At 59.8% G+C, this 17,493-nt stretch carries 29 protein-coding genes and 1 tRNA gene; 13 read left to right on the forward strand and 17 right to left on the reverse strand.

Features of this window, described 5'->3' with window-relative positions; all coding sequences use genetic code 11:
- Positions 1-5 precede the first annotated feature (5 nt).
- The 3 genes from AB8A50_RS06350 to AB8A50_RS06360 all read right to left on the reverse strand — a co-directional run bounded on the left by AB8A50_RS06350 (position 6) and on the right by AB8A50_RS06360 (position 4,097).
- Positions 6-2,018 (reverse strand): acetyl/propionyl/methylcrotonyl-CoA carboxylase subunit alpha, encoded by a 2,013-nt coding sequence (locus AB8A50_RS06350; protein ID WP_439077188.1) that lies wholly within the window; start codon positions 2,016-2,018, stop codon positions 6-8.
- 2 nt (positions 2,019-2,020) lie between these two features.
- Entirely contained in the window at positions 2,021-3,625 is a 1,605-nt protein-coding gene (locus AB8A50_RS06355; RefSeq protein ID WP_439077189.1) for a carboxyl transferase domain-containing protein, read from the reverse strand.
- A 166-nt stretch (positions 3,626-3,791) separates the two neighbouring features.
- On the reverse strand, positions 3,792-4,097 hold the full coding sequence (locus AB8A50_RS06360; RefSeq protein ID WP_089264254.1) for an ETC complex I subunit: 306 nt from the start codon (positions 4,095-4,097) through the stop codon (positions 3,792-3,794).
- A gap of 263 nt (positions 4,098-4,360) precedes the next feature.
- Here AB8A50_RS06360 and AB8A50_RS06365 point away from each other — a divergent pair, with 263 nt between their 5' ends.
- Positions 4,361-5,545, forward strand: coding sequence for an OpgC domain-containing protein (locus AB8A50_RS06365; protein ID WP_439077190.1), 1,185 nt, complete (start codon positions 4,361-4,363; stop codon positions 5,543-5,545).
- A gap of 91 nt (positions 5,546-5,636) precedes the next feature.
- A tRNA-Pro gene (locus AB8A50_RS06370) sits at positions 5,637-5,713 on the forward strand.
- A gap of 22 nt (positions 5,714-5,735) precedes the next feature.
- On the opposite strand, the gene AB8A50_RS06375 is transcribed toward AB8A50_RS06370, so the two are convergent.
- The 5 genes from AB8A50_RS06375 to AB8A50_RS06395 all read right to left on the reverse strand — a co-directional run bounded on the left by AB8A50_RS06375 (position 5,736) and on the right by AB8A50_RS06395 (position 8,828).
- Positions 5,736-6,176: a DUF192 domain-containing protein gene (locus AB8A50_RS06375; RefSeq protein ID WP_439079926.1), complete on the reverse strand. Its 441-nt coding sequence runs from the start codon at positions 6,174-6,176 to the stop codon at positions 5,736-5,738.
- Between the two features lie 202 nt (positions 6,177-6,378).
- Complete coding sequence (locus tag AB8A50_RS06380; RefSeq protein WP_170849667.1) at positions 6,379-7,038, reverse strand: cold-shock protein; 660 nt, start codon at positions 7,036-7,038, stop codon at positions 6,379-6,381.
- Positions 7,039-7,230: 192 nt separating this feature from the next.
- A complete protein-coding gene (locus AB8A50_RS06385; protein ID WP_439077191.1) occupies positions 7,231-7,992 on the reverse strand; it encodes an SIR2 family NAD-dependent protein deacylase in 762 nt (253 codons plus the stop codon).
- A 104-nt stretch (positions 7,993-8,096) separates the two neighbouring features.
- Positions 8,097-8,411 carry an H-NS histone family protein gene (locus AB8A50_RS06390; RefSeq protein ID WP_068736501.1) on the reverse strand — a complete coding sequence of 105 codons (315 nt, stop codon included), beginning with the start codon at positions 8,409-8,411 and terminating at the stop codon, positions 8,097-8,099.
- A gap of 177 nt (positions 8,412-8,588) precedes the next feature.
- The gene (locus AB8A50_RS06395; RefSeq protein WP_439077192.1) at positions 8,589-8,828 is read right to left on the reverse strand and encodes a hypothetical protein; all 240 of its coding nucleotides are present in this window, start codon (positions 8,826-8,828) and stop codon (positions 8,589-8,591) included.
- 138 nt (positions 8,829-8,966) lie between these two features.
- Between AB8A50_RS06395 and AB8A50_RS06400 the strand changes: the two genes are divergently transcribed.
- Positions 8,967-9,455 carry a hypothetical protein gene (locus AB8A50_RS06400; protein WP_439077193.1) on the forward strand — a complete coding sequence of 163 codons (489 nt, stop codon included), beginning with the start codon at positions 8,967-8,969 and terminating at the stop codon, positions 9,453-9,455.
- A gap of 107 nt (positions 9,456-9,562) precedes the next feature.
- Here AB8A50_RS06400 and AB8A50_RS06405 read toward each other — a convergent pair whose 3' ends face one another.
- The 3 genes from AB8A50_RS06405 to AB8A50_RS06415 form a co-directional block, all read right to left on the reverse strand.
- Positions 9,563-9,760, reverse strand: coding sequence for a DUF3606 domain-containing protein (locus tag AB8A50_RS06405; RefSeq protein WP_068736505.1), 198 nt, complete (start codon positions 9,758-9,760; stop codon positions 9,563-9,565).
- A 116-nt stretch (positions 9,761-9,876) separates the two neighbouring features.
- Positions 9,877-10,125, reverse strand: a complete 249-nt coding sequence (locus tag AB8A50_RS06410; RefSeq protein WP_139212548.1) for a DUF6719 family protein — start codon at positions 10,123-10,125, stop codon at positions 9,877-9,879.
- A 161-nt stretch (positions 10,126-10,286) separates the two neighbouring features.
- Entirely contained in the window at positions 10,287-10,493 is a 207-nt protein-coding gene (locus AB8A50_RS06415) for a hypothetical protein (RefSeq protein WP_089264246.1), read from the reverse strand.
- Positions 10,494-10,775: 282 nt separating this feature from the next.
- Between AB8A50_RS06415 and AB8A50_RS06420 the strand changes: the two genes are divergently transcribed.
- Positions 10,776-10,943 carry a hypothetical protein gene (locus AB8A50_RS06420; protein ID WP_158550333.1) on the forward strand — a complete coding sequence of 56 codons (168 nt, stop codon included), beginning with the start codon at positions 10,776-10,778 and terminating at the stop codon, positions 10,941-10,943.
- Positions 10,944-11,054: 111 nt separating this feature from the next.
- Positions 11,055-11,351, forward strand: coding sequence for a hypothetical protein (locus tag AB8A50_RS06425; RefSeq protein WP_439077194.1), 297 nt, complete (start codon positions 11,055-11,057; stop codon positions 11,349-11,351).
- Positions 11,352-11,480: 129 nt separating this feature from the next.
- Here AB8A50_RS06425 and AB8A50_RS06430 read toward each other — a convergent pair whose 3' ends face one another.
- Positions 11,481-11,807 carry a hypothetical protein gene (locus AB8A50_RS06430; RefSeq protein WP_089264243.1) on the reverse strand — a complete coding sequence of 109 codons (327 nt, stop codon included), beginning with the start codon at positions 11,805-11,807 and terminating at the stop codon, positions 11,481-11,483.
- A gap of 104 nt (positions 11,808-11,911) precedes the next feature.
- On the opposite strand from AB8A50_RS06430, the gene AB8A50_RS06435 reads away from it, so the two are divergent.
- The 3 genes from AB8A50_RS06435 to AB8A50_RS06445 all read left to right on the forward strand — a co-directional run bounded on the left by AB8A50_RS06435 (position 11,912) and on the right by AB8A50_RS06445 (position 12,982).
- A complete protein-coding gene (locus AB8A50_RS06435) occupies positions 11,912-12,130 on the forward strand; it encodes a hypothetical protein (protein ID WP_115028836.1) in 219 nt (72 codons plus the stop codon).
- Positions 12,131-12,274: 144 nt separating this feature from the next.
- Positions 12,275-12,520 (forward strand): hypothetical protein, encoded by a 246-nt coding sequence (locus tag AB8A50_RS06440; protein WP_092143281.1) that lies wholly within the window; start codon positions 12,275-12,277, stop codon positions 12,518-12,520.
- 96 nt (positions 12,521-12,616) lie between these two features.
- The gene (locus AB8A50_RS06445) at positions 12,617-12,982 is read left to right on the forward strand and encodes a PRC-barrel domain-containing protein (RefSeq protein ID WP_089264240.1); all 366 of its coding nucleotides are present in this window, start codon (positions 12,617-12,619) and stop codon (positions 12,980-12,982) included.
- Between the two features lie 79 nt (positions 12,983-13,061).
- On the opposite strand, the gene AB8A50_RS06450 is transcribed toward AB8A50_RS06445, so the two are convergent.
- Positions 13,062-13,235: a DUF3606 domain-containing protein gene (locus AB8A50_RS06450; RefSeq protein ID WP_081422012.1), complete on the reverse strand. Its 174-nt coding sequence runs from the start codon at positions 13,233-13,235 to the stop codon at positions 13,062-13,064.
- A gap of 255 nt (positions 13,236-13,490) precedes the next feature.
- On the opposite strand from AB8A50_RS06450, the gene AB8A50_RS06455 reads away from it, so the two are divergent.
- Entirely contained in the window at positions 13,491-13,658 is a 168-nt protein-coding gene (locus AB8A50_RS06455) for a hypothetical protein (RefSeq protein ID WP_439077195.1), read from the forward strand.
- Positions 13,659-13,688: 30 nt separating this feature from the next.
- Here AB8A50_RS06455 and AB8A50_RS06460 read toward each other — a convergent pair whose 3' ends face one another.
- The 3 genes from AB8A50_RS06460 to AB8A50_RS06470 form a co-directional block, all read right to left on the reverse strand.
- Complete coding sequence (locus AB8A50_RS06460) at positions 13,689-13,907, reverse strand: hypothetical protein (protein WP_439077196.1); 219 nt, start codon at positions 13,905-13,907, stop codon at positions 13,689-13,691.
- Between the two features lie 297 nt (positions 13,908-14,204).
- The gene (locus tag AB8A50_RS06465) at positions 14,205-14,390 is read right to left on the reverse strand and encodes a hypothetical protein (protein WP_231080628.1); all 186 of its coding nucleotides are present in this window, start codon (positions 14,388-14,390) and stop codon (positions 14,205-14,207) included.
- Between the two features lie 208 nt (positions 14,391-14,598).
- Positions 14,599-14,724, reverse strand: coding sequence for a hypothetical protein (locus tag AB8A50_RS06470; RefSeq protein ID WP_283805494.1), 126 nt, complete (start codon positions 14,722-14,724; stop codon positions 14,599-14,601).
- Positions 14,725-14,885: 161 nt separating this feature from the next.
- Here AB8A50_RS06470 and AB8A50_RS06475 point away from each other — a divergent pair, with 161 nt between their 5' ends.
- From AB8A50_RS06475 to AB8A50_RS06490, 4 genes are all read left to right on the forward strand, one after another.
- Positions 14,886-15,410 carry a PAS domain-containing protein gene (locus AB8A50_RS06475; RefSeq protein WP_439071778.1) on the forward strand — a complete coding sequence of 175 codons (525 nt, stop codon included), beginning with the start codon at positions 14,886-14,888 and terminating at the stop codon, positions 15,408-15,410.
- Positions 15,411-15,573: 163 nt separating this feature from the next.
- A complete protein-coding gene (locus AB8A50_RS06480) occupies positions 15,574-15,741 on the forward strand; it encodes a hypothetical protein (protein WP_439077197.1) in 168 nt (55 codons plus the stop codon).
- A gap of 138 nt (positions 15,742-15,879) precedes the next feature.
- The gene (locus tag AB8A50_RS06485) at positions 15,880-16,329 is read left to right on the forward strand and encodes a VOC family protein (RefSeq protein ID WP_439077198.1); all 450 of its coding nucleotides are present in this window, start codon (positions 15,880-15,882) and stop codon (positions 16,327-16,329) included.
- Positions 16,330-16,659: 330 nt separating this feature from the next.
- Positions 16,660-17,307: a glutathione S-transferase family protein gene (locus AB8A50_RS06490; protein ID WP_320444220.1), complete on the forward strand. Its 648-nt coding sequence runs from the start codon at positions 16,660-16,662 to the stop codon at positions 17,305-17,307.
- Between the two features lie 21 nt (positions 17,308-17,328).
- Here the strand turns inward: AB8A50_RS06490 and AB8A50_RS06495 are convergent, their stop codons facing one another.
- Positions 17,329-17,481 (reverse strand): hypothetical protein, encoded by a 153-nt coding sequence (locus AB8A50_RS06495; RefSeq protein WP_089264231.1) that lies wholly within the window; start codon positions 17,479-17,481, stop codon positions 17,329-17,331.
- Positions 17,482-17,493 lie beyond the last annotated feature (12 nt).

A 17,493-nucleotide genomic window follows, 5' to 3' on the forward strand; every position in this document is an offset into this window, starting at 1 on the left:
GAGGATCAGGCGCTCGGCTCGACTTCCGCAAGCTCGACGCCTTCTCCAACGATATCGCCAACCTTGCACTTGATGCGCTTGAGCACGCCGGCGAACGGCGCGCGCAGGGTCTGCTCCATCTTCATGACTTCCAAGGTCAGGATAGCAGCGCCCTTCTCAAGGGTCGTGCCCTCCTCGGCCAGCAGCGCCACCACGGTGCCGGGCAACGGCGCAACGATCTTGTCCTCGCCGACTTGCTCTTCATCGTCGCCGCCGAACGGATCGACCCAATGCATGTCGAAGCGGCCGTGACGCGTACGCAGGTAGAGTTCGTGGCCCTCGATCACCGAAACGATGTGCGAGCGTGCTCCGTCCAGTGTCAGATCGAAATGCCCATCATCGGCCGCAGCCGTCTCAAACCCCAGTTCGCGAGTGCCGATCGAAATCGTTGCAGGACCGCTGCCGTAATTCAACGTCACGCGCTGCTCGTCCGAACCATGCTTGAATTTGAACACCCGCTGGCGACGCCCGACCGGCATCCAGCCAGCCGTCAGCCAGGGCGAGGTACCGGCAGCCCGTGCTGCCTGCGCTTCGTTCGAGACGATGGCGGCGACGGCCGCGCATAGTTCGAGATCGCCAGGCGCCGCCGAGTCCGGCGTCAGCACTTTCAATTCACGCTCGATAAAGCCGGTGTCGATGGTGTTGGCGCGCACATCCGGATGCGTCACAAGCGCCGACAGGAACGGCGTGTTGGTGACGATGCCGCGAATATCGGTTTCTTCCAGCCCACGATTGAGCCGGTTGATCGCCGCATCGCGCGTCGGCGCCCAGGCGATCACCTTGGCGAGCATGGCGTCGTAGTTCGGCGACACCGCATCGCCCTCGCGATAGCCAGCATCAATGCGCAAGCCGTTCGTCTCAGCGGGCGTGCGCCAGGTGCGGATCCTGCCCACCGACGGCATGAAATTCTTGTGCGGGTTCTCGGCGTACACCCGCGCCTCGATGGCGTGGCCGTTGAGTTTGATCTGGTCCTGCGACAGCGGCAGCTTTTCGCCGAACGCCACGCGGAGCTGCCATTCGACCAGATCAACGCCGGTGATCAGTTCAGTGACGGGATGCTCGACCTGCAGGCGCGTGTTCATCTCAATGAAGAACACGTCCTTACCGTCAGAGACGAATTCGATAGTGCCGGCGCCGACATAGTTCACCGCGCCTGCGGCCTTGCGTGCAGCCGCGCAAACCGCCTCACGCTGCGCGCCGTTCAACGTCGGCGACGGCGCCTCTTCGATCACCTTCTGATGCCGTCGCTGCAACGTACATTCGCGCTCGAACAGCGAGACCAGATTGCCGTGGCTGTCGCCGACGATCTGCACCTCGATGTGGCGGGGATTGTCGACATACTTCTCGATCAGCATGCGGTCGTCGCCGAATGCTGCTTTGGCTTCGCGTTTGGCGCTGACGATGGCCGGAGCCAGTTCAACAGCCGAGCGCACCACGCGCATGCCACGCCCGCCGCCGCCCGCTGAGGCCTTCACCAGAACCGGGAAGCCGATCTTGTCGGCTGCCTTGGCCAATGTCGCGTCGTCCTGCGCTTCGCCATGAAAGCCCGGCACCAGCGGCACGCCAGCCTTCTCCATCAGCGCCTTGGAGCCCGACTTCGAGCCCATCGCAGTGATCATCTCCGCAGTAGGTCCAACGAAGATCAGGCCGGCATCGGCACAAGCCTGCGCGAACTCGGCGCTCTCGGAGAGAAAGCCGTAGCCGGGATGGATCGCCTCGGCGCCGGTCTTCTTTGCAGCTTCGAGAATGCGCTCGATATTGAGATAGCTGTCGCGCGCACGCGCCGGGCCGATCAACACGGCCTCGTCGGCTTCCGCGACATGCAGCGCATTGGCATCTGCCTCGGAATAGACCGCGACGGTGCGCAAGCCCATGGCCCGCGCGGTACGGATGACGCGGCAGGCTATCTCGCCGCGATTGGCGATCAGGAGCGTGCGAAAGCGGCGATATAAAGCTTTTGAGATTTCGGCTTTGGCCATCATCACATCCTGAACAGGCCGAAGCGCGTCGGCTCGATCGGCGCATTGGCCGACGCTGACAAACCAAGTCCGAGCACCAGGCGCGTATCTGCGGGATCGATCACGCCATCATCCCAGAGGCGCGCCGTTGCGTAATATGGGCTGCCCTGGGTCTCGAACTGTTCGCGTGTCGGCCTACGAAACGCTTCCTCCTCTTCGGTCGACCAGGTGCCGCCCTTGGCTTCGATATTGTCGCGGCGCAGCTGACTCAGCACCATCGCTGCCTGCTCGCCGCCCATCACCGAGATACGGGCATTGGGCCACATCCACAGAAAGCGCGGGCTGTAGGCGCGGCCGCACATGCCGTAATTGCCGGCGCCGTAAGAGCCGCCGACCACCACAGTGAATTTCGGGACGTTGGCCGTGGCGACGGCTGTCACCAGCTTGGCGCCATCGCGCGCAATGCCGCCGGCTTCGTATTTCTTGCCGACCATGAAGCCGGTGATGTTCTGCAGGAACACCAGCGGGATGTTGCGCTGGCAGCAGAGCTCGATGAAATGCGCGCCCTTCAGCGAGCTCTCGCTGAACAGGATTCCGTTGTTGGCGATGATGCCGACCGGGAAACCCCAGATATACGCAAAGCCGCAGATCAGTGTCGTGCCGTAGAGCTTCTTGAACTCGTCGAATTCGGAGCCGTCGACAATGCGCGCGATGATGTCGTGCATGTCGAACGGTTTGCGCGCGTCGGCAGGAATGACACCGTAGAGTTCTTCAGCCGCGTATAAGGGATCCCGCGGCGGCTGCATGTTCAGTGTGGCCCGCTGTGGTGGCTTCAGCGTCGCGACGATTTTTCGCGCGATGCCGATGGCGTGACCATCGTTCTGTGCGTAGTGATCGGTGACGCCAGACTGCCGCGAATGCACATCCGCGCCGCCAAGTTCTTCGGCGGTGACAACCTCACCGGTTGCGGCCTTCACCAGCGGCGGACCGCCGAGGAAGATCGTGCCCTGATTGCGCACGATGATGCTCTCGTCGGACATCGCCGGCATATAGGCGCCGCCGGCAGTGCACGAGCCCATCACGACAGCAATCTGCGGAATGCCCTGCGCCGACATCTGCGCCTGATTGTAGAAGATGCGGCCGAAATGGCGCTCATCCGGAAAGATGTCGTCCTGCTGGGGCAGGAACGCACCGCCGGAGTCCACCATATAGATACACGGCAGATTGTTCTGCCGCGCGATGTCCTGCGCGCGCAGATGCTTCTTCACCGTCATCGGATAGTAAGTGCCGCCCTTGATGGTCGCATCATTGGCGACGATCATGCACTCCCTGCCCGACACTCGGCCGACGCCAGTGATGACGCTGGCGGAATGGACATCGCCGCCATAGAGGCCGTTGGCGGCCAATGGCGAGAGTTCGAGGAAGGCCGTGCCGGGATCGATCATCAGATCGACACGCTCGCGGGCCAGCATCTTGCCCCGCGCGGTGTGCTTGGCGCGGGACGCCTTGCCGCCGCCCCCGGCGACCGCACCGAGCTTGTCCTTGAGCTCGGCAACCTGCGCCTTCATCACATCGACATTGCGTTTGAACTCGGCCGAGGTGGGATCGATCGTGGAGCGAAGCGACATCGGCTTCCGTTTCCTGCAGGGTCTGTTTCTTGTTTGCACGGCGGCCCGGCAACGGGCCTGCCATGATGGTGTCACCCCGTCGTGGCGGGACGCAACCCTAACTTTCGGTGCTGGTCAGGGTGAGATTTGGAGCGTTACGGGGGCTGATTTGCCCGCAAACCGGTCGTCAGTGCGACCACGGCTCCGAGCGGCGGAATGCAAAATTGTCGGCATAGGCGATGGTCCGGGGCGCACGCACCTTGGGCTCAATCACCTGATAGGCAATACCTTCGCGCTCGCAGTAGGCGACCGCCTCTTCCTTGCTGTCGAAGTGGATGGACAGCTGCTGCTTCATGTCACCGGACGACGTCCAGCCCATCAGGGGCTCGATCACCCGCGCCTGCTCCGGCTCATAATCGAGCTGCCAGTCCTTGGTCTTGGCGAGGCCTGCCTGCATGGCATTCTTGGGGGCTTTGAAGATACGTGCGGTCATGGAATGCGATAGCCTTTTAAGGATGGGCCTTCGTCTCGGGATTAGCGTCTCGGGATCGGCCTTGGTCAGCTGCGACACTGCGACAAATTGGTGAAAACGGCTGGGCTGGTATATCCAATTGTCACGAATTTGATCCGTGATTCCGTCGTTTGGCGGCTTCGTTATTGTGTATATTCGTTCCACGGCGTCGTGACAATCGGGGCACGAAGCGGTCTATCTGATCTCGCAATTCGGCATCACGAAGGGCTCCTGAAGCGGCACCCATGGATATTCACGCCATCCTTCCCCCCAAAGGCCGCGACCTGCGGTTGGACCTGTTCCGCGGTATCGCCAACTGGGCGATCTACCTCGATCACATCCCCGACAATGTGGTGAACTGGGTCACCACCCGGAACTATGGCTTCTCCGACGCGGCCGACCTTTTCGTGTTCATCTCCGGCTACACGGCGTCCTTCGTCTACGCCAAGATGATGCTGGAGCGCGGCTTCATCGTCGGCGCTACACGCCTCACCAAGCGGGTCTGGCAGCTCTATGTCGCCCACGTTATCCTGTTCGTGATCTACATCGCCGCCATCGGTTATGTGGCGCAGCGCTATAACGACCCCGACATCATCAACGAGTTCAACGTTGCCGGTCTGGTCGACAATCCGATCCAGACGCTGACGCAAGGTCTGCTGCTCAAGTTCAAGCCGCTCAATCTCGACGTGCTGCCACTCTATATTGTGCTGATGGGCCTGTTCCCGCCGGTGCTGTGGATGATGCTGCGCAAGCCGGATCTGACGATGCTGGCGTCGCTGGCGCTGTATTTCGCGGCACGCCAGTTCGGCTGGAATCTGCCCGCCTATCCCTACGGCGTCTGGTACTTCAACCCGTTCACCTGGCAATTGCTGTTCGTGTTCGGCGCCTGGTTCGCGCTCGGCGGCGCGCTCGAGTCACGCTCGGTGATCCGCTCCAAGGTGCTGCTGTATTTCGGTATCGCCTATCTCTTGTTCTCGCTTGTCATGACCATGGCCGGTCGCTTCCCGGACACCGGCCACATGATCATGCCGGACTGGTTGTTCGACGCGTTCAATCCAAACGACAAGACCAACCTCGCGCCCTATCGCGTGCTGCATTTCGTGATCATCGCCTTCTTCGTCACCCGCTTCGTGCCGAAGGAATGGAAAGGCCTGGAGTGGCCGGTGTTTCAGCCGCTCATCAAATGCGGCCAGCAGTCGCTCGCCGTATTCTGCGTCGGCGTGTTCCTGTCCTTCGTCGGCCACTTCCAGCTGATGATGTCGTCGGGCTCGTTGCTGGCGCAAATATTCGTCAGCGCCGCCGGCATCGGCATCATGACCTTCGTGGCCTATTACATCTCGTGGTCGAAGAAGCAGGACAAGCCGTTGCCGAAGCCGGCTGCTCCCGCAGCGTCAGAACAGCAGGCATCGCCGTCGAAAGCCGCAGAATAGACCCGTTGTCGAACATGGTGCGGGACAGGCGAGAAATCGCCGGCAGATGCCTTGCTGCCCCCGGCCTAAGCGTGTATCGACACCGCATCGTCGGGGTATAGCGCAGCCTGGTAGCGCGGCGGTTTTGGGTACCGCAGGTCCTAGGTTCGAATCCTAGTGCCCCGACCATCCCCCCATTATATTCAATGACTTAGCGCTTCTTGAACAGCGGATGGACCACTTGGTCTCCCGGCGCGATTCCATATTTTTTGGCGGTGCCGGCGACCACTTCGAGAACAGCCCGTGCCGGGCCTCCCGATGAAATGATCTTGAGGGATTGTGGCTCGGTATTTTCCGCGATCCGGAGCACCCGACCGTCGCCGCCGATGAAGATCATGTCGAGTGAAACAAAGGTGTTCTTCATCCACATGGAGATCTGCTGCTCGGGGGTGAAGTCGAACAGCATACCGCGGCCGTCCGCGAGCTCCTTGCGATACATCAGACCGGTCGCCCGCTCCTCGTCGGTCTTGGCGATTTCGACGGAGAACATCCGCACACCGGACTTGGTGACGATTTCGAGCGGCTGGAATTCGGCGGCTGCGGCTGGCTTGTGAGGGCCGACAAGGGCCAGAGCGGCGATCACCGCCAGCATCGAGAGGCGGCAGCGGGCGGCGAAGCGAAACAGACTCATGAAGGGCAATCCACGCAAAGAGCCCGGTCAGGATGCCGGGCGGCGCGACCCTAGCCTGACGACGCGTGCCAGCGCCAGACGGTCCTGATGCACAGCCGCGTGATAGCCCTCGACGGCAAGGCTGGCAGGAAACCCGCAAGAAACTTGGAAAACCGTGGACGGCTTAGTGCGACGAAAGACCCGGCGTACCGCCTTCGGGCTGGATCTCGGCAGCCATCATGCCCTTGGAGCCGGGCCCGAAGCGCACCAGCACATACTGGCCGGGACGCAGCTCGGTCATGCCGAAGCGGCGCAGGGTTTCCATGTGGACGAAGATATCCGGCGTGCCTTCGCCGCAGCTGAGGAAGCCGAAGCCACGCAGCCGGTTGAACCACTTCACCTGCGCCCGCTCGAGGCCACTGGTAGGCGTCACGCTGACATGAGTGCGCGGCGGCAACATCTGCGCGGGATGGATGGCAGTCGACTCGTCCATCGAGACAACGCGGAAAGCCTGATAGCCCTTGGACCGCTGGGTGCATTCAACGACCACACGGGCACCTTCATAGGCCGTCTGGTAGCCGTCGCGGCGAAGCACGGTCACATGCAGGAGCACGTCGGCTGCGCCATTGTCAGGAATGATGAAGCCATAACCCTTGGAAGCATCGAACCACTTGATAACACCGCTGATCTCGACGAGATCGACGGCGTTGCCTTCGCCGACACCCGCAAAGGGGTCGAGTGCGTCGCGGCTTGCGTTGCCTGAAAGCTCATTCCCTGGTCGCGGACCACCCGCTCCGGGAATCAGTCCCCCCAACCGCTTGGACTCAAATGCGTCCGACCCCATGGCCCCGGATCCCACTATCATTTGCGCTGTCAGCCCTGTCAGCGCCATCTCACATGCCCCATCGAAGCTAATCACGATGGCGCGGTGCGAATCTTTCGATTCGAAGATAACACTGTCGCCTGATCAGCAAAGACAAAAAACGAACACAGTGACAGCTATGAACAGCTTGCGCTCAAACGAATCAGATGCGCATCAATTTCCGACGAATGGTCCGAGCGTTTCGCCGATATCATGGCGAATGACAAGGTCAGCGTGATCGTCCTGCTCGGTCGCCTCATTGTTGATGATGACAAGACGTGCACCGGCATGTTTCGCCATCATCGGGAATCCCGCTGCGGGCCACACGACGAGTGACGATCCAATCGCAATGAACAGATCGCAGTGCTGCGATAGCTCAGCTGCGCGACGCATCTCATCTTCAGGCATCGCCTGACCGAATGAGATCGTCGCAACCTTCACGGGCTCGCCGCATACCGTGCAGTCTGGCGCCTGTCTTTCGGAATCGAATCTGCTCTTCACCCAATCGAGCTCATAGCGCCTCGCGCAACCGATGCAGCGCGCATAGGTCGTATTGCCGTGCAGCTCGATCACAGCATCAGCCTTGAAGCCGGACGCTTGATGCAGGTTGTCGATGTTTTGGGTGATCACAGCGGGAATCTTGCCGGCCTTGTAGAGTGAGGCGAGCGCGCGATGCCCGCGACCAGGCTTGGCGGCAGCGAATGTCTCTTCCATCGCAAAGCGCCGGCGCCAGGCTTCATCGCGCGCGTCCTGGCTGGCGACGAACTCGTCGAACGGAATTGGCTGGTTACGGGTCCACAAACCACCAGGCGAACGGAAATCGGGAATGCCCGTTTCGGTCGAGATCCCCGCGCCGGTGAACGGCACGATGGTTCTGGCTTCGGCGATCATCTCGCCAAGACGATCCACGCCAGTGCGAAGGTCAGTTGCAATCATTGGAAGGTCCGAGAGGAAGTGATCCGACGACAATGCCGCAGACCGGGATCCGGTGCCATGCCGGGATCAACGCATGTTTTGCTTCGTCGCCACGTTTCCAGGATCTATTTCGCTTTGGCGCGTCCATTCCTTGCGGGCTTGTCGATCAAAAAGTCTTCCCGCTTGCGGCCGGCTGCGATCTCCTTCGCTAGCCAGCCCGCAACACCGCCGCGTCCGGTCCAGGTCTCTCCCGTTTTGGGATGGCGATACTTCGCCGGAACCTTGATGCCTTTGACGCGGCTGGTTTTGCCGTCGACGCTTCTGATCTGTGCGAGTTGCGCCTGCAATTCGGCGCGGTGCGCTTGCAGTTGCTTGTCGATATCCTCCCGCAATGCGAGGAGTTCGGGAACCGAAAGAGATTTGATATCAAGGGTCGGCATAAATAAGCTCCGATCAAATACGTCCGCACTCCTTCCCCAAGGCGCGCAAATATGCGCCAGCGTGCGTCAATTAAATAAAATGTGGGCGGTGTCAAAACACCGCATCAAAATCAAATATCGGGGCGAAGCTGAAATGAGCTCCGCCCTTAAGTAGTTAAATACCGATTTGCGAAATCTTTATGCAGCCCGCGAGACATCGGCGGAGAGCTCGCTCTTCGGCGGATCGTCCTTCTTCGGCTTTGCCACTGGTGTTGCCTGAGACTTTTTCACGGACTTGCCGTACTGCGCGAGCTTATCGAGCTCGGCTTCGAGCTCAGCCTGACGCGCAGCAACTTTTTCCGCCAGCTTGTCGGATGCATGATCGCGCAGTGCCGCAAGTTCCTCGATGCTCAGTGAGTCCAGATCGATCTTGGCCATGGAAATCTCCGTTTGTTCCGAACTAGCGGTAACATCCATGCGCCGCAAGCGCGGCAGCGCGATCATCCACCGAAGACATCATGATGGATGCAATTCAATTGACGTCGAGCTCACGCTTCGCAGAGAATGGATGCGGGATTGGGGAAACGCGTCATGGCATCTTGGAAAGAAGAGCGTGACCGACTGGTCGCGCAGACGCTCGCATTCGTACAGGAGGTCGCCGCCGCGCATCCGGTCGCGGCCCAGCGACTGAACATCTGGCAACCGCCGAGCCACGCGCCGTCGCATGCGTCCGATTCAACGGAAACCGTCACCTCGCCTGCCACCGTGGACGCAGATCGTTTGATGGCTCCTGCTCTGATTGTACATGCGGCGAACGCAGCAATTGAAACCTCAGAGCGTAGTTCGCAGGACATTCCTGTTGCAGTTCCTATCAACGTGCCATCTCCTGTCCGGAAAGATCCGCTCTATTCGGGCCCATCTGAACGGGCCGAGATCCTCAAGCGCGTTGCTTCGTTCAAGGCTCGCCAGGCCCAGATGATCCATGAGCGCGACGTCTACTACGAAGCCATGCAGACGCGTATCCGAACAACGCTGCGGAACGATTCCGGGCGCGACCGGTTGTAAAGCCGGAGCAGTTTCCCCGATGCTCTGTTTTCAGAAAGCCCCGTCCTCCCCCGGCGGGGCTTTCGCCTTGCGGGCTTCAACGTGAGGAGACGGTCTGTCGGTTCGGGTTATTTGCCGAGGTGTCGCCGCACGGCGGCAACCGACGAGCCGACCTTTTCGATCGCGGCGTTCAATTCGGTCGGCGAGACGCTCAGCCGATAGGCCCAATAGTCGCGTTGGGAAGCATCACTGGAATCGATCACCGGCGCCGGCCGGACGCCGCGTTCGGACGCCAGCACGGCGGCGACTGGGACGAGACTGATCATGCCGGCAGGGTAACACGTCGCCCGTACAGCCCAAGCGAGCGCGCGCTCCAACGTTAACAGTCGATTGATGCGATCTTGGAAAGTCGTCCAGCCAAAGCAAGCCTTGCCGCGAGCGGCTACTGAACCACCGAGCCCAGCGAGGCCTGGATCTCATTGAGCGGGATGCACAGCTTCTTGCGGCGCAGGCCACGAATGGCGCCGGTGACCTTCAAGATCTTGCCGGCCGCACATGACCCGTCCTGGACCAGCGCGCTCTCGTAAGGCGCCAGGATGAGCGGTTCAGCTGTCCGAATGGACTGAGCGGCGGAAGGTGTGGCCAACGCCACCAGAGAAATTCCGAAAGTTCCCAAAACCCAAAAACGCATGGTCGTCCCCAACACAGCAAATACGCACCGGTCCAAGGGTAATCGTTCACGCCCTTCAATTTTTGCAGTCAGCTCTCCCCGAGCCGTTACCGCAATTATTGCCCCGGACCACCGCGAAACACAAAGCAATTTTCGCGCCGATTTCCGGTTTCAGCATAGGGTCAGAGCGTGACCTGCTCGTGACCGCACTCCTTGCAGGTGAAAGACACCCGCGCGACACCCTTTGGCGCCGAGACCTTGTTGGCCGCGCCGCACTTGCCGCAGGTCGTCATAATCCGTGTGTCGCCCTGCTTCACCACCAGCGCCTTGCGCTCCATAGTCTCGCGGATCAGACGCTCGGCCTCTTCGCGCATTGCCTGCTTGCTCATGCAGCTCTCCTGACAGACGCCGAAGCAAAAGGCCCCGAGCGAGCGGCCTTATAGCCGATGACGATGACACTCTCCATCGCGATCAAAATCGGGACCCCGGATCGCACCATTCCCCTGCAGAATTTCCGTGCATTCCAATCTGCCGCAGCGAGATCCCGATGGACAGAATGGCTGACCTGAACTAGAACAAATGAAGAACATCATTCGCCAATGTTTTATCGGGACGTCACAGGAATCGCCGGGTTGGCGGGGCATACGCGGCTGGAAAACAGGGAGACTGACATGGATTTGCAGGCACGTATCGACCTTTGGAAAAGCATCGATCCGGATCCGGAATTCTGCCGCAAGGCAGAACGAGAAATGCTGCTGTTGAGTTGTCAGGACGAAGACTGGGTCAACGCGCGGATGCGGGATTTCGAACAGGCGCTCGCATTGGAGAGTGCTGAATAACGGAACCCTTTGGCGTCGGCGGCGTTACGTCTGCGCTGGAACATCCAACCTCGCTTCACAGCGGTGATGCGAGGTTTTGTTTGCAGGCGATTCGGTGCGGGAGATATCAGCTTGCGTGAGCGTCGCGCGCTGCGACTTATCCACCGGTCGCCTTGCAAAGATCGGATTGATGCCGCATTCGGCATCGATGCTCTCCTTGGAGAGCGAAACGAAGAGAAGAGAATGAACGAAGAAAGAATTTCAGCGGCACGCGCCGACATGGAACGCCGGGTGGCAGAATTTCGCGAGAAACAGGCGAAGTTCCAACGCGAACGTGAAGACTATTACGAGACCACGATCGAAAAGGTACGGGCCACCGACTGGAACGAGTTCGTGACGCCCCGTCAGGAGCGCCGCGTGCGGCACTAGCTACGATCTGCTCGCAGCAGCGACCAATAAAAAGCCCGCCATTATCTGGCGGGCTTTTTATTGGTCGGGAGTCACAGCGAGTGCAACGCACAAGGCCCGAATGCTCCGGACCTTGATATTGTTCAGCCCCTACCAATAACCATAGCTGCGATAGTAACGCGGGCCATAGGCATAGGGGCCGGGACCATAGTAACCGCCATAGTAAGCCGGACGGTAATAGCGCGGTCGGTAATAGCCGTAGCCGGGACCGTAGCCATAATAGCGTGGGCCATATCCGTATCCGTACGGTCCGTACGCACCATAAGCCCCCGCGGCCAGCGCACCTGCGGCAATACCAAAGCCGATTGCGGGACCCGGTCCCCAACCTCGACCCCATCCGCGCGCTTCGGCAGGCGCCGTCATGGCGGTCGTGCCGATGGCTGCGACAGTGGCCAGGATCAATGCTGCTTTTTTCATGTGATACCCTTTCTGTTCACCACCGGCCAAATAACGCCAAGCTTTTTTGTTGGTTTCAGGGCCTGTAAGATTTCACCGCTCGGGTTCCAGACCGGAGGTGCGTCATGATGCCCATTCGCTATCGCCGTGCGCAGCTCGCCCGCCAGCTTCAGGCCTTTCACGCGGCGCACCCCGAATTCATCAGAGAGCGGCTTCGCGCTTTCGATGAACACAACGGACGCGACAAGATGATTCCCGTGACGCATCGCAAAATGAAACCGTCACCCTATACGCGTCGTTTGGCTGCGCTCCCCCGCGACAAGGCGCCGATTAGCTCCGGGTGAAGCCTTAACGCGCCCCATATCGCCTTCACGTTTCATTCACCATGAGGGGCCGGTTATCGGAACGGCTCGCAAAGCCGACGCTTTCCTCTCCATGAATGTACGCGGTGTCGCACGGACACGCGTGCGAGCAGTGGAGTAATGGCGATGATTGAACAGATCGCAAAGATCGACAAGGCGCTCGATGAATTGCTCGTCGGCCTTGGCCAGATGGTGCTGCGCTTGTCGAGTCCGCAAGTCACGCGTACGCGCGAGGAACGCGAGGCTCTTGTCCGCTCCGTCAATCAGTTCTCAACCTGCGCAGCCCGCTCCAGCGATCCGCGGGTCCTCAAGCTTGCTGACGACTTGCAAAATACGCTGAAGCCGCGCCTGCGTCTCGTGGCCAGTCGCTGACGACGCTGGGCGTCCCAAAACATTTGCAGGGCAACGACGTAGGAACGTTTCTCCCTTTTACCTGTTGGCCAGACACAACCAAAAGGGAGGCTCTACATGCCCATCGAAGCAAGTGAACAAGGTAACCTGATTGGCAGCGACAAGGTCGAAGGCACCGCAGTGTTCGGCGCCGACGACCAGAAAATCGGATCGATCGAACGCGTGATGATCGACAAGAAGAGTGGCCGGGTGTCCTACGCTGTGCTCAGCTTTGGCGGCTTTCTCGGCATCGGCGACGATCACTATCCCCTGCCCTGGCAGTCGCTGAAATATGACACCGCATTGGGCGGTTATCGCACTGGCGTAACGCAGCAGCAGCTGGAGAACGCTCCCAAATACGGCAACGACAATAGTTGGAATTGGGCTGACACATCGCGGGCCCGCGCGGTGAACGATTACTACGGCGTTCCCATGGGCATCTGACGCCGGGATATACCATACAGCAGAACGGCACCCGATCGGGTGCCGTTCTTGTTTGTTCACCCAGTCCGATGCATCGGCTCTAGTGCGCCAGTTCCTTGCGCACTGCCGCGGCCGCATTGCCAACTTTCTCCACCGCCGCCTGCAGCTGCTCGCGGGAAACGCCGAGCTGATGGGTCCAGTATTTCACCTCATGCGCCTCGTGCATGTTGATCTTGCTGCGATCCGGCTGACCCTTGTTCTTCCGGTCGTCCATCGTCGTCGGACTCTTCAATTAACTGGTTGATGTACATGGCGAGCTGCTCGCCGGCGTCATTGAAATCTTCGTCCACGCAAGGTGTCCCATATGCCGTTTGGTGAGTGCAAAACATGCACGACTGTGACTTGTTCCGGGCGCCGCTCACCTGCCACACAAGCAATTGTTCAAATGCCGGAGATTCCGCCAACCCGGCTTTAACTGCACTTCCAGAGCTCGGAGAACCCAATCGCACCCGCGGCATTATGGGAGATGATGTCCACAGCCCTCGTCGTTCAAACCGTCGAATTGAGGCCGAATCCGCCGCCTTACGGCCGGCTGTCATTGCGCACGGGGGCATGGGACCAGTTGCAGGCGAAACGAGCCTATGACGACCATCACGAGGTGCCCGAGGCGCCGGTCGAGCTCGACAAGAAGGTCTGAGGTAGCCACCAGTCCGCGGCGATCCACGCTCTATTGCGAAACGCCCCCACCAATGCCGACGCTCCCGCCGACCCTGATGCAGGTCGACGTCCCCTCAACCTGGACGAAGCCGGCGCCGTATTGCTTACACGGATCTGCTTTTCGTGGTGCCGGTGTCATGCTCTGCTTCATTGCCACTGGCTTCTTCGCCGCAGCGAAGGCCTGCAGCGGGATGACAGCGATCAGCAGTCCAACAACGATAATTCTCATGGTCTTCCCTCGCCGCTTGTATGCGGTCGTATAGCTCATTGGAACGAATGCCGCAGTGCGGTGTTTCCATGGCATGGGACCGAGAGAAGAAGATAATGGCGTATTGCTGCTCAGCGCGGTCGCGCTTGTCTGCGGAATGATCGCCTTCGTACCGTGGCTCCTCGAGCCGACCCCCGCTGTTGCAAGCAAAAACACCCAGCGTGTCGCTTATGAGCGACCTGTGTCGCAAGAGCCGGTGCGCGTGATCATGCCCTTTAGCCCGAACACCACGCCGAGCCAGCGTTGACGCTTGCTTGGTTAATTGGCAGTCACAGGCTGGCCGGCTGTGCGAGTGAGCTTGTCGGCTTTCAGCAGAACATGGTCCGTTGCCGGCTGCGGCCGGGCGAAGAAGCTCACGGCAACAAAGGCTGCGCAGAACAGAAAACCTACTAGCATCACCCGTCGATGGGTCGGCTTGTCGGCATTGTGAAACGAAGCGGACATGGTCACTCCCTCGATGGGAAATGAATAGCTCACTCTTATTTCCGCGCAATCATACTCTGGTTTTAACCTAACCGATGAAGGTTACTTGGCCGATCGGATTTTAACGAAGCCGTTGTGGACTGTTAATTTCCGGCGCTCCCGCGATCAAACTAAACTACAGAACCGCATCGTGAAGCGATCCTACCTGGTTCGTTACTTCCTCGGCCTGTTACTTCTTATCGACGTTGTCCTGCGAAATCGGCGGAGCGCAGGTCTCCTTCGCATACTTCTCAGCGAGTTCGAATATTTCGCGACGGCGCTCCGGCTCGTTGATGGTGAGGTAAGTCACAACCATTTTTAAGGCCTCCTCGTCCGAAGCCCTTCCAAACCGCCACACGAGTAACACTCCCAAGTTGTACAGAAAGGTTTCGGAACCTTTTCCCTGTACGTTGAATTGAATGCCCATCAATATACGCAATATTACGATCAGTTGGCCAATAAGTTCCGGGAGCGGTGATGATTGTCGGTCGGCCCATCTCGGAGATCTGCAGGGAGCTCGCCATCTCGGCGCAGGCGAGCCATCAGACAGTTCTCGCGCAGATCCTGCGGATGGCTTCGCTCGAAGCCGCCCAGAGCGGCGTGCGTCATCATGAAGGCGATTCCAGTATCCAGGATCGATTGGTCGGCACCTGGGACTGGGACATCGCCAATGACCGCGTCTATGCAGACAGCAAATTCGCCCGCCTGTTCGGCGTCAATGCGGATTTGGCCTCGCGGGGCACGCCGTTACAAGACTGGCTGGATGCCATTCATCCGGACGACATCGATGATGTCGCCGCCGCTATCAATCGCTCACTGACGACCGGTCAGGTGTTCTCCCGTGAATATCGCGTCGTCTCTCACGGCGACACGCATTGGGTTTATGCGCGCGGTAAGTGCACGCTCGATTCGTCGGGCAAGGCGGTTCGGTTTCCCGGCGCCATTGTCGACATTACGCGGGAGAAGATCGATGACCATCATTTCAGCATCGTCCCGACCTAATCTCGCACGGTTCGAGATTACCCATTACGGTAGCGTTCCCGATAAAATGCTGCAGTCACGGCTTAATACGTCGTCGCCGGGAACGTAGCCTTGCGCTGCCGGTTATGCCCGCATGGCAAGGAAATTTTTTAGCGTCGTCGTCGTTCGCTCCGTCGAGGAATCCGTGGAGATCGTCGTGGAGGCCAAGAGCGCCGATGACGCCCATGTGGCGGCCATTAAGCATTTGCAAAAAAGCGGTGACGAATATGCGTGGGAGAAGCCGCGCAAGGATTTGACCGTCTGGCACAAGCGGGAAATCGATACGCCCGCCATCGTGGATGTCAGCGCCTGAGGGCAACGCTCTTCACAATTCAGATGGTGCGCCCTCTTTCTCAAGACGACATCTGCCATTTGTCTTGTTTAGCTGCTATGGCAAGCGCCGCTGCCCTAGTGGTTGCACGCTTGTGTCGATCCCATGGAGACAATCCCAATGCGCTACCTTCACACCATGCTGCGCGTCCGCAATCTGGATGCGGCCCTGAAATTCTATGCCGATGCGCTCGGGCTCAAGGAAGTTCGCCGGGTCGACAACGACAAGGCGAAATTCACTCTGGTGTTCTTGTGCGCCGCCGAAGACGAGGCGTTCCTTGCCAAGACCAAGGGACGAGGCGCGCCGCTGGTCGAACTCACTTACAACTGGGACGAAGAGAAATATGGCGAGGATCGCTATTTCGGTCATCTCGCTTATGAGGTCGACGACATCTATGCGACCTGCGACCGGTTGATGAAGCTCGGCATCACCATCAATCGTCCGCCGCGCGATGGCCAGATGGCCTTCGTTCGCTCGCCGGATCTGCATTCCATCGAGCTTCTGCAGAAAGGCGACGCACTGCCGCCGCAGGAGCCGTGGTCGTCAATGCCCAACACCGGACATTGGTAACTCACAAAACGCATCGCTGCAGGTGCAGCGGTGGAACGCCATGAGCAGTGCCGCGTTGTTGATGCGATACTGATTTCATGGAGGCTGAGACAATGGGACGTGGAATTCTGCTCTGGCTGCTGGGTGTACCGATTCCGGTGATCATTCTGCTGTGGCTCTTCTTCGGTCGCTGACGCCTCCCAAGCTGAACCAATCAACAGGCCTCGCTCACGCGGGGCCTGTTTCGTTTGCGGGCTCGCTCCTTTGTGAGAGGTCAGCACGAGACCGGCCTTGCGATGGCGGCGCGTTGCTGGCTAAACCTGCGGCGCTTATTCGCCAGCGAGGTTCATCGTGCCACAGACTCCCACTCCATCCCTGCAGATCTGGGGCCGCGCCAATTCGGTCAATGTGCAAAAGGTTCTGTGGTGCTGCCATGAACTCGACGTCGCCTATGAGCGCATTGATGCCGGCATGCAATTTGGCCGCAACAGCGAGGCCGACTATCTGGCGATGAATCCCAACGGCCGCGTGCCCACCTTGGTGCAAGGCGATTTCGTGCTGTGGGAATCCAATTCCATCATGCGCTATGTCGCCCTGGCCTATGGCGCTACATCGCGCCTCTACCCATCCACACCAAAGGTGCGCGCCGGAATGGAGCGCTGGCTCGACTGGACACTGACGACATTGCAGCCGGCCGAACGCCCGTTGTTCTGGGGACTGGTGCGGACGCCCGTCGCCGACCGCGACATGGCCGCGCTGCAGAAGGCCGCGGATGCCAATGCGGCGCTGTGGGAGATGGTCGACCGGCAACTTTCCCGTCAGACCTGGATGGAAGGCGACGATTTCAGCCTCGCCGATATCGCCATCGGTTGCTATGCGCGGCGATGGTTCGGCGTCGAGGGCGTCATCCGCCCTGCACTTCCGCATCTGCAACGCTGGTATCAGGCGATCTCGGTACGGCCGGGCTTCCAGACCTATGTCGCGCCGCCGCTCTCCTGAGCGCAGGCGTTCGCTTGAACGTTAGTTCAGCGAGCGTTCGAGCAGCAGGATGCCCATGATCACCACCAGCGTGATCGCGGCCACGATAAGGCGCGTGGACCAGTTCATGCCACGGCCGATCCACCACAGCAGCGCGCAGCCCATCAATACGGGAATGACGATATCGGGGCGCACGATCGTGGGGCC

The sequence above is a fragment of the Tardiphaga sp. 841_E9_N1_2 genome (assembly GCF_051811065.1).
GTDB lineage: Bacteria > Pseudomonadota > Alphaproteobacteria > Rhizobiales > Xanthobacteraceae > Tardiphaga > Tardiphaga robiniae.

Bases quoted from the DNA above. Each gene is read 5' to 3' on its own strand.
- AB8A50_RS06450 (WP_081422012.1), bottom strand. From the start codon at position 13,235: ATGGACGACCGGAAGAACAAGGGTCAGCCGGATCGCAGCAAGATCAAC.
- AB8A50_RS06420 (WP_158550333.1), top strand. From the start codon at position 10,776: ATGGATTTGCAGGCACGTATCGACCTTTGGAAAAGCATCGATCCGGAT.
- AB8A50_RS06365 (WP_439077190.1), top strand. From the start codon at position 4,361: ATGGATATTCACGCCATCCTTCCCCCCAAAGGCCGCGACCTGCGGTTG.
- AB8A50_RS06380 (WP_170849667.1), bottom strand. From the start codon at position 7,038: ATGGGGTCGGACGCATTTGAGTCCAAGCGGTTGGGGGGACTGATTCCC.
- AB8A50_RS06475 (WP_439071778.1), top strand. From the start codon at position 14,886: ATGATTGTCGGTCGGCCCATCTCGGAGATCTGCAGGGAGCTCGCCATC.
- AB8A50_RS06390 (WP_068736501.1), bottom strand. From the start codon at position 8,411: ATGCCGACCCTTGATATCAAATCTCTTTCGGTTCCCGAACTCCTCGCA.
- AB8A50_RS06385 (WP_439077191.1), bottom strand. From the start codon at position 7,992: ATGATTGCAACTGACCTTCGCACTGGCGTGGATCGTCTTGGCGAGATG.
- AB8A50_RS06460 (WP_439077196.1), bottom strand. From the start codon at position 13,907: ATGAGAATTATCGTTGTTGGACTGCTGATCGCTGTCATCCCGCTGCAG.
- AB8A50_RS06435 (WP_115028836.1), top strand. From the start codon at position 11,912: ATGATGCCCATTCGCTATCGCCGTGCGCAGCTCGCCCGCCAGCTTCAG.
- AB8A50_RS06440 (WP_092143281.1), top strand. From the start codon at position 12,275: ATGATTGAACAGATCGCAAAGATCGACAAGGCGCTCGATGAATTGCTC.
- AB8A50_RS06355 (WP_439077189.1), bottom strand. From the start codon at position 3,625: ATGTCGCTTCGCTCCACGATCGATCCCACCTCGGCCGAGTTCAAACGC.
- AB8A50_RS06415 (WP_089264246.1), bottom strand. From the start codon at position 10,493: ATGAGCAAGCAGGCAATGCGCGAAGAGGCCGAGCGTCTGATCCGCGAG.
- AB8A50_RS06405 (WP_068736505.1), bottom strand. From the start codon at position 9,760: ATGATCAGTCTCGTCCCAGTCGCCGCCGTGCTGGCGTCCGAACGCGGC.
- AB8A50_RS06350 (WP_439077188.1), bottom strand. From the start codon at position 2,018: ATGGCCAAAGCCGAAATCTCAAAAGCTTTATATCGCCGCTTTCGCACG.
- AB8A50_RS06455 (WP_439077195.1), top strand. From the start codon at position 13,491: ATGTCCACAGCCCTCGTCGTTCAAACCGTCGAATTGAGGCCGAATCCG.
- AB8A50_RS06430 (WP_089264243.1), bottom strand. From the start codon at position 11,807: ATGAAAAAAGCAGCATTGATCCTGGCCACTGTCGCAGCCATCGGCACG.
- AB8A50_RS06470 (WP_283805494.1), bottom strand. From the start codon at position 14,724: ATGGTTGTGACTTACCTCACCATCAACGAGCCGGAGCGCCGTCGCGAA.
- AB8A50_RS06485 (WP_439077198.1), top strand. From the start codon at position 15,880: ATGCGCTACCTTCACACCATGCTGCGCGTCCGCAATCTGGATGCGGCC.
- AB8A50_RS06395 (WP_439077192.1), bottom strand. From the start codon at position 8,828: ATGGCCAAGATCGATCTGGACTCACTGAGCATCGAGGAACTTGCGGCA.
- AB8A50_RS06445 (WP_089264240.1), top strand. From the start codon at position 12,617: ATGCCCATCGAAGCAAGTGAACAAGGTAACCTGATTGGCAGCGACAAG.
- AB8A50_RS06375 (WP_439079926.1), bottom strand. From the start codon at position 6,176: ATGCTGGCGGTGATCGCCGCTCTGGCCCTTGTCGGCCCTCACAAGCCA.
- AB8A50_RS06465 (WP_231080628.1), bottom strand. From the start codon at position 14,390: ATGTCCGCTTCGTTTCACAATGCCGACAAGCCGACCCATCGACGGGTG.
- AB8A50_RS06360 (WP_089264254.1), bottom strand. From the start codon at position 4,097: ATGACCGCACGTATCTTCAAAGCCCCCAAGAATGCCATGCAGGCAGGC.
- AB8A50_RS06410 (WP_139212548.1), bottom strand. From the start codon at position 10,125: ATGCGTTTTTGGGTTTTGGGAACTTTCGGAATTTCTCTGGTGGCGTTG.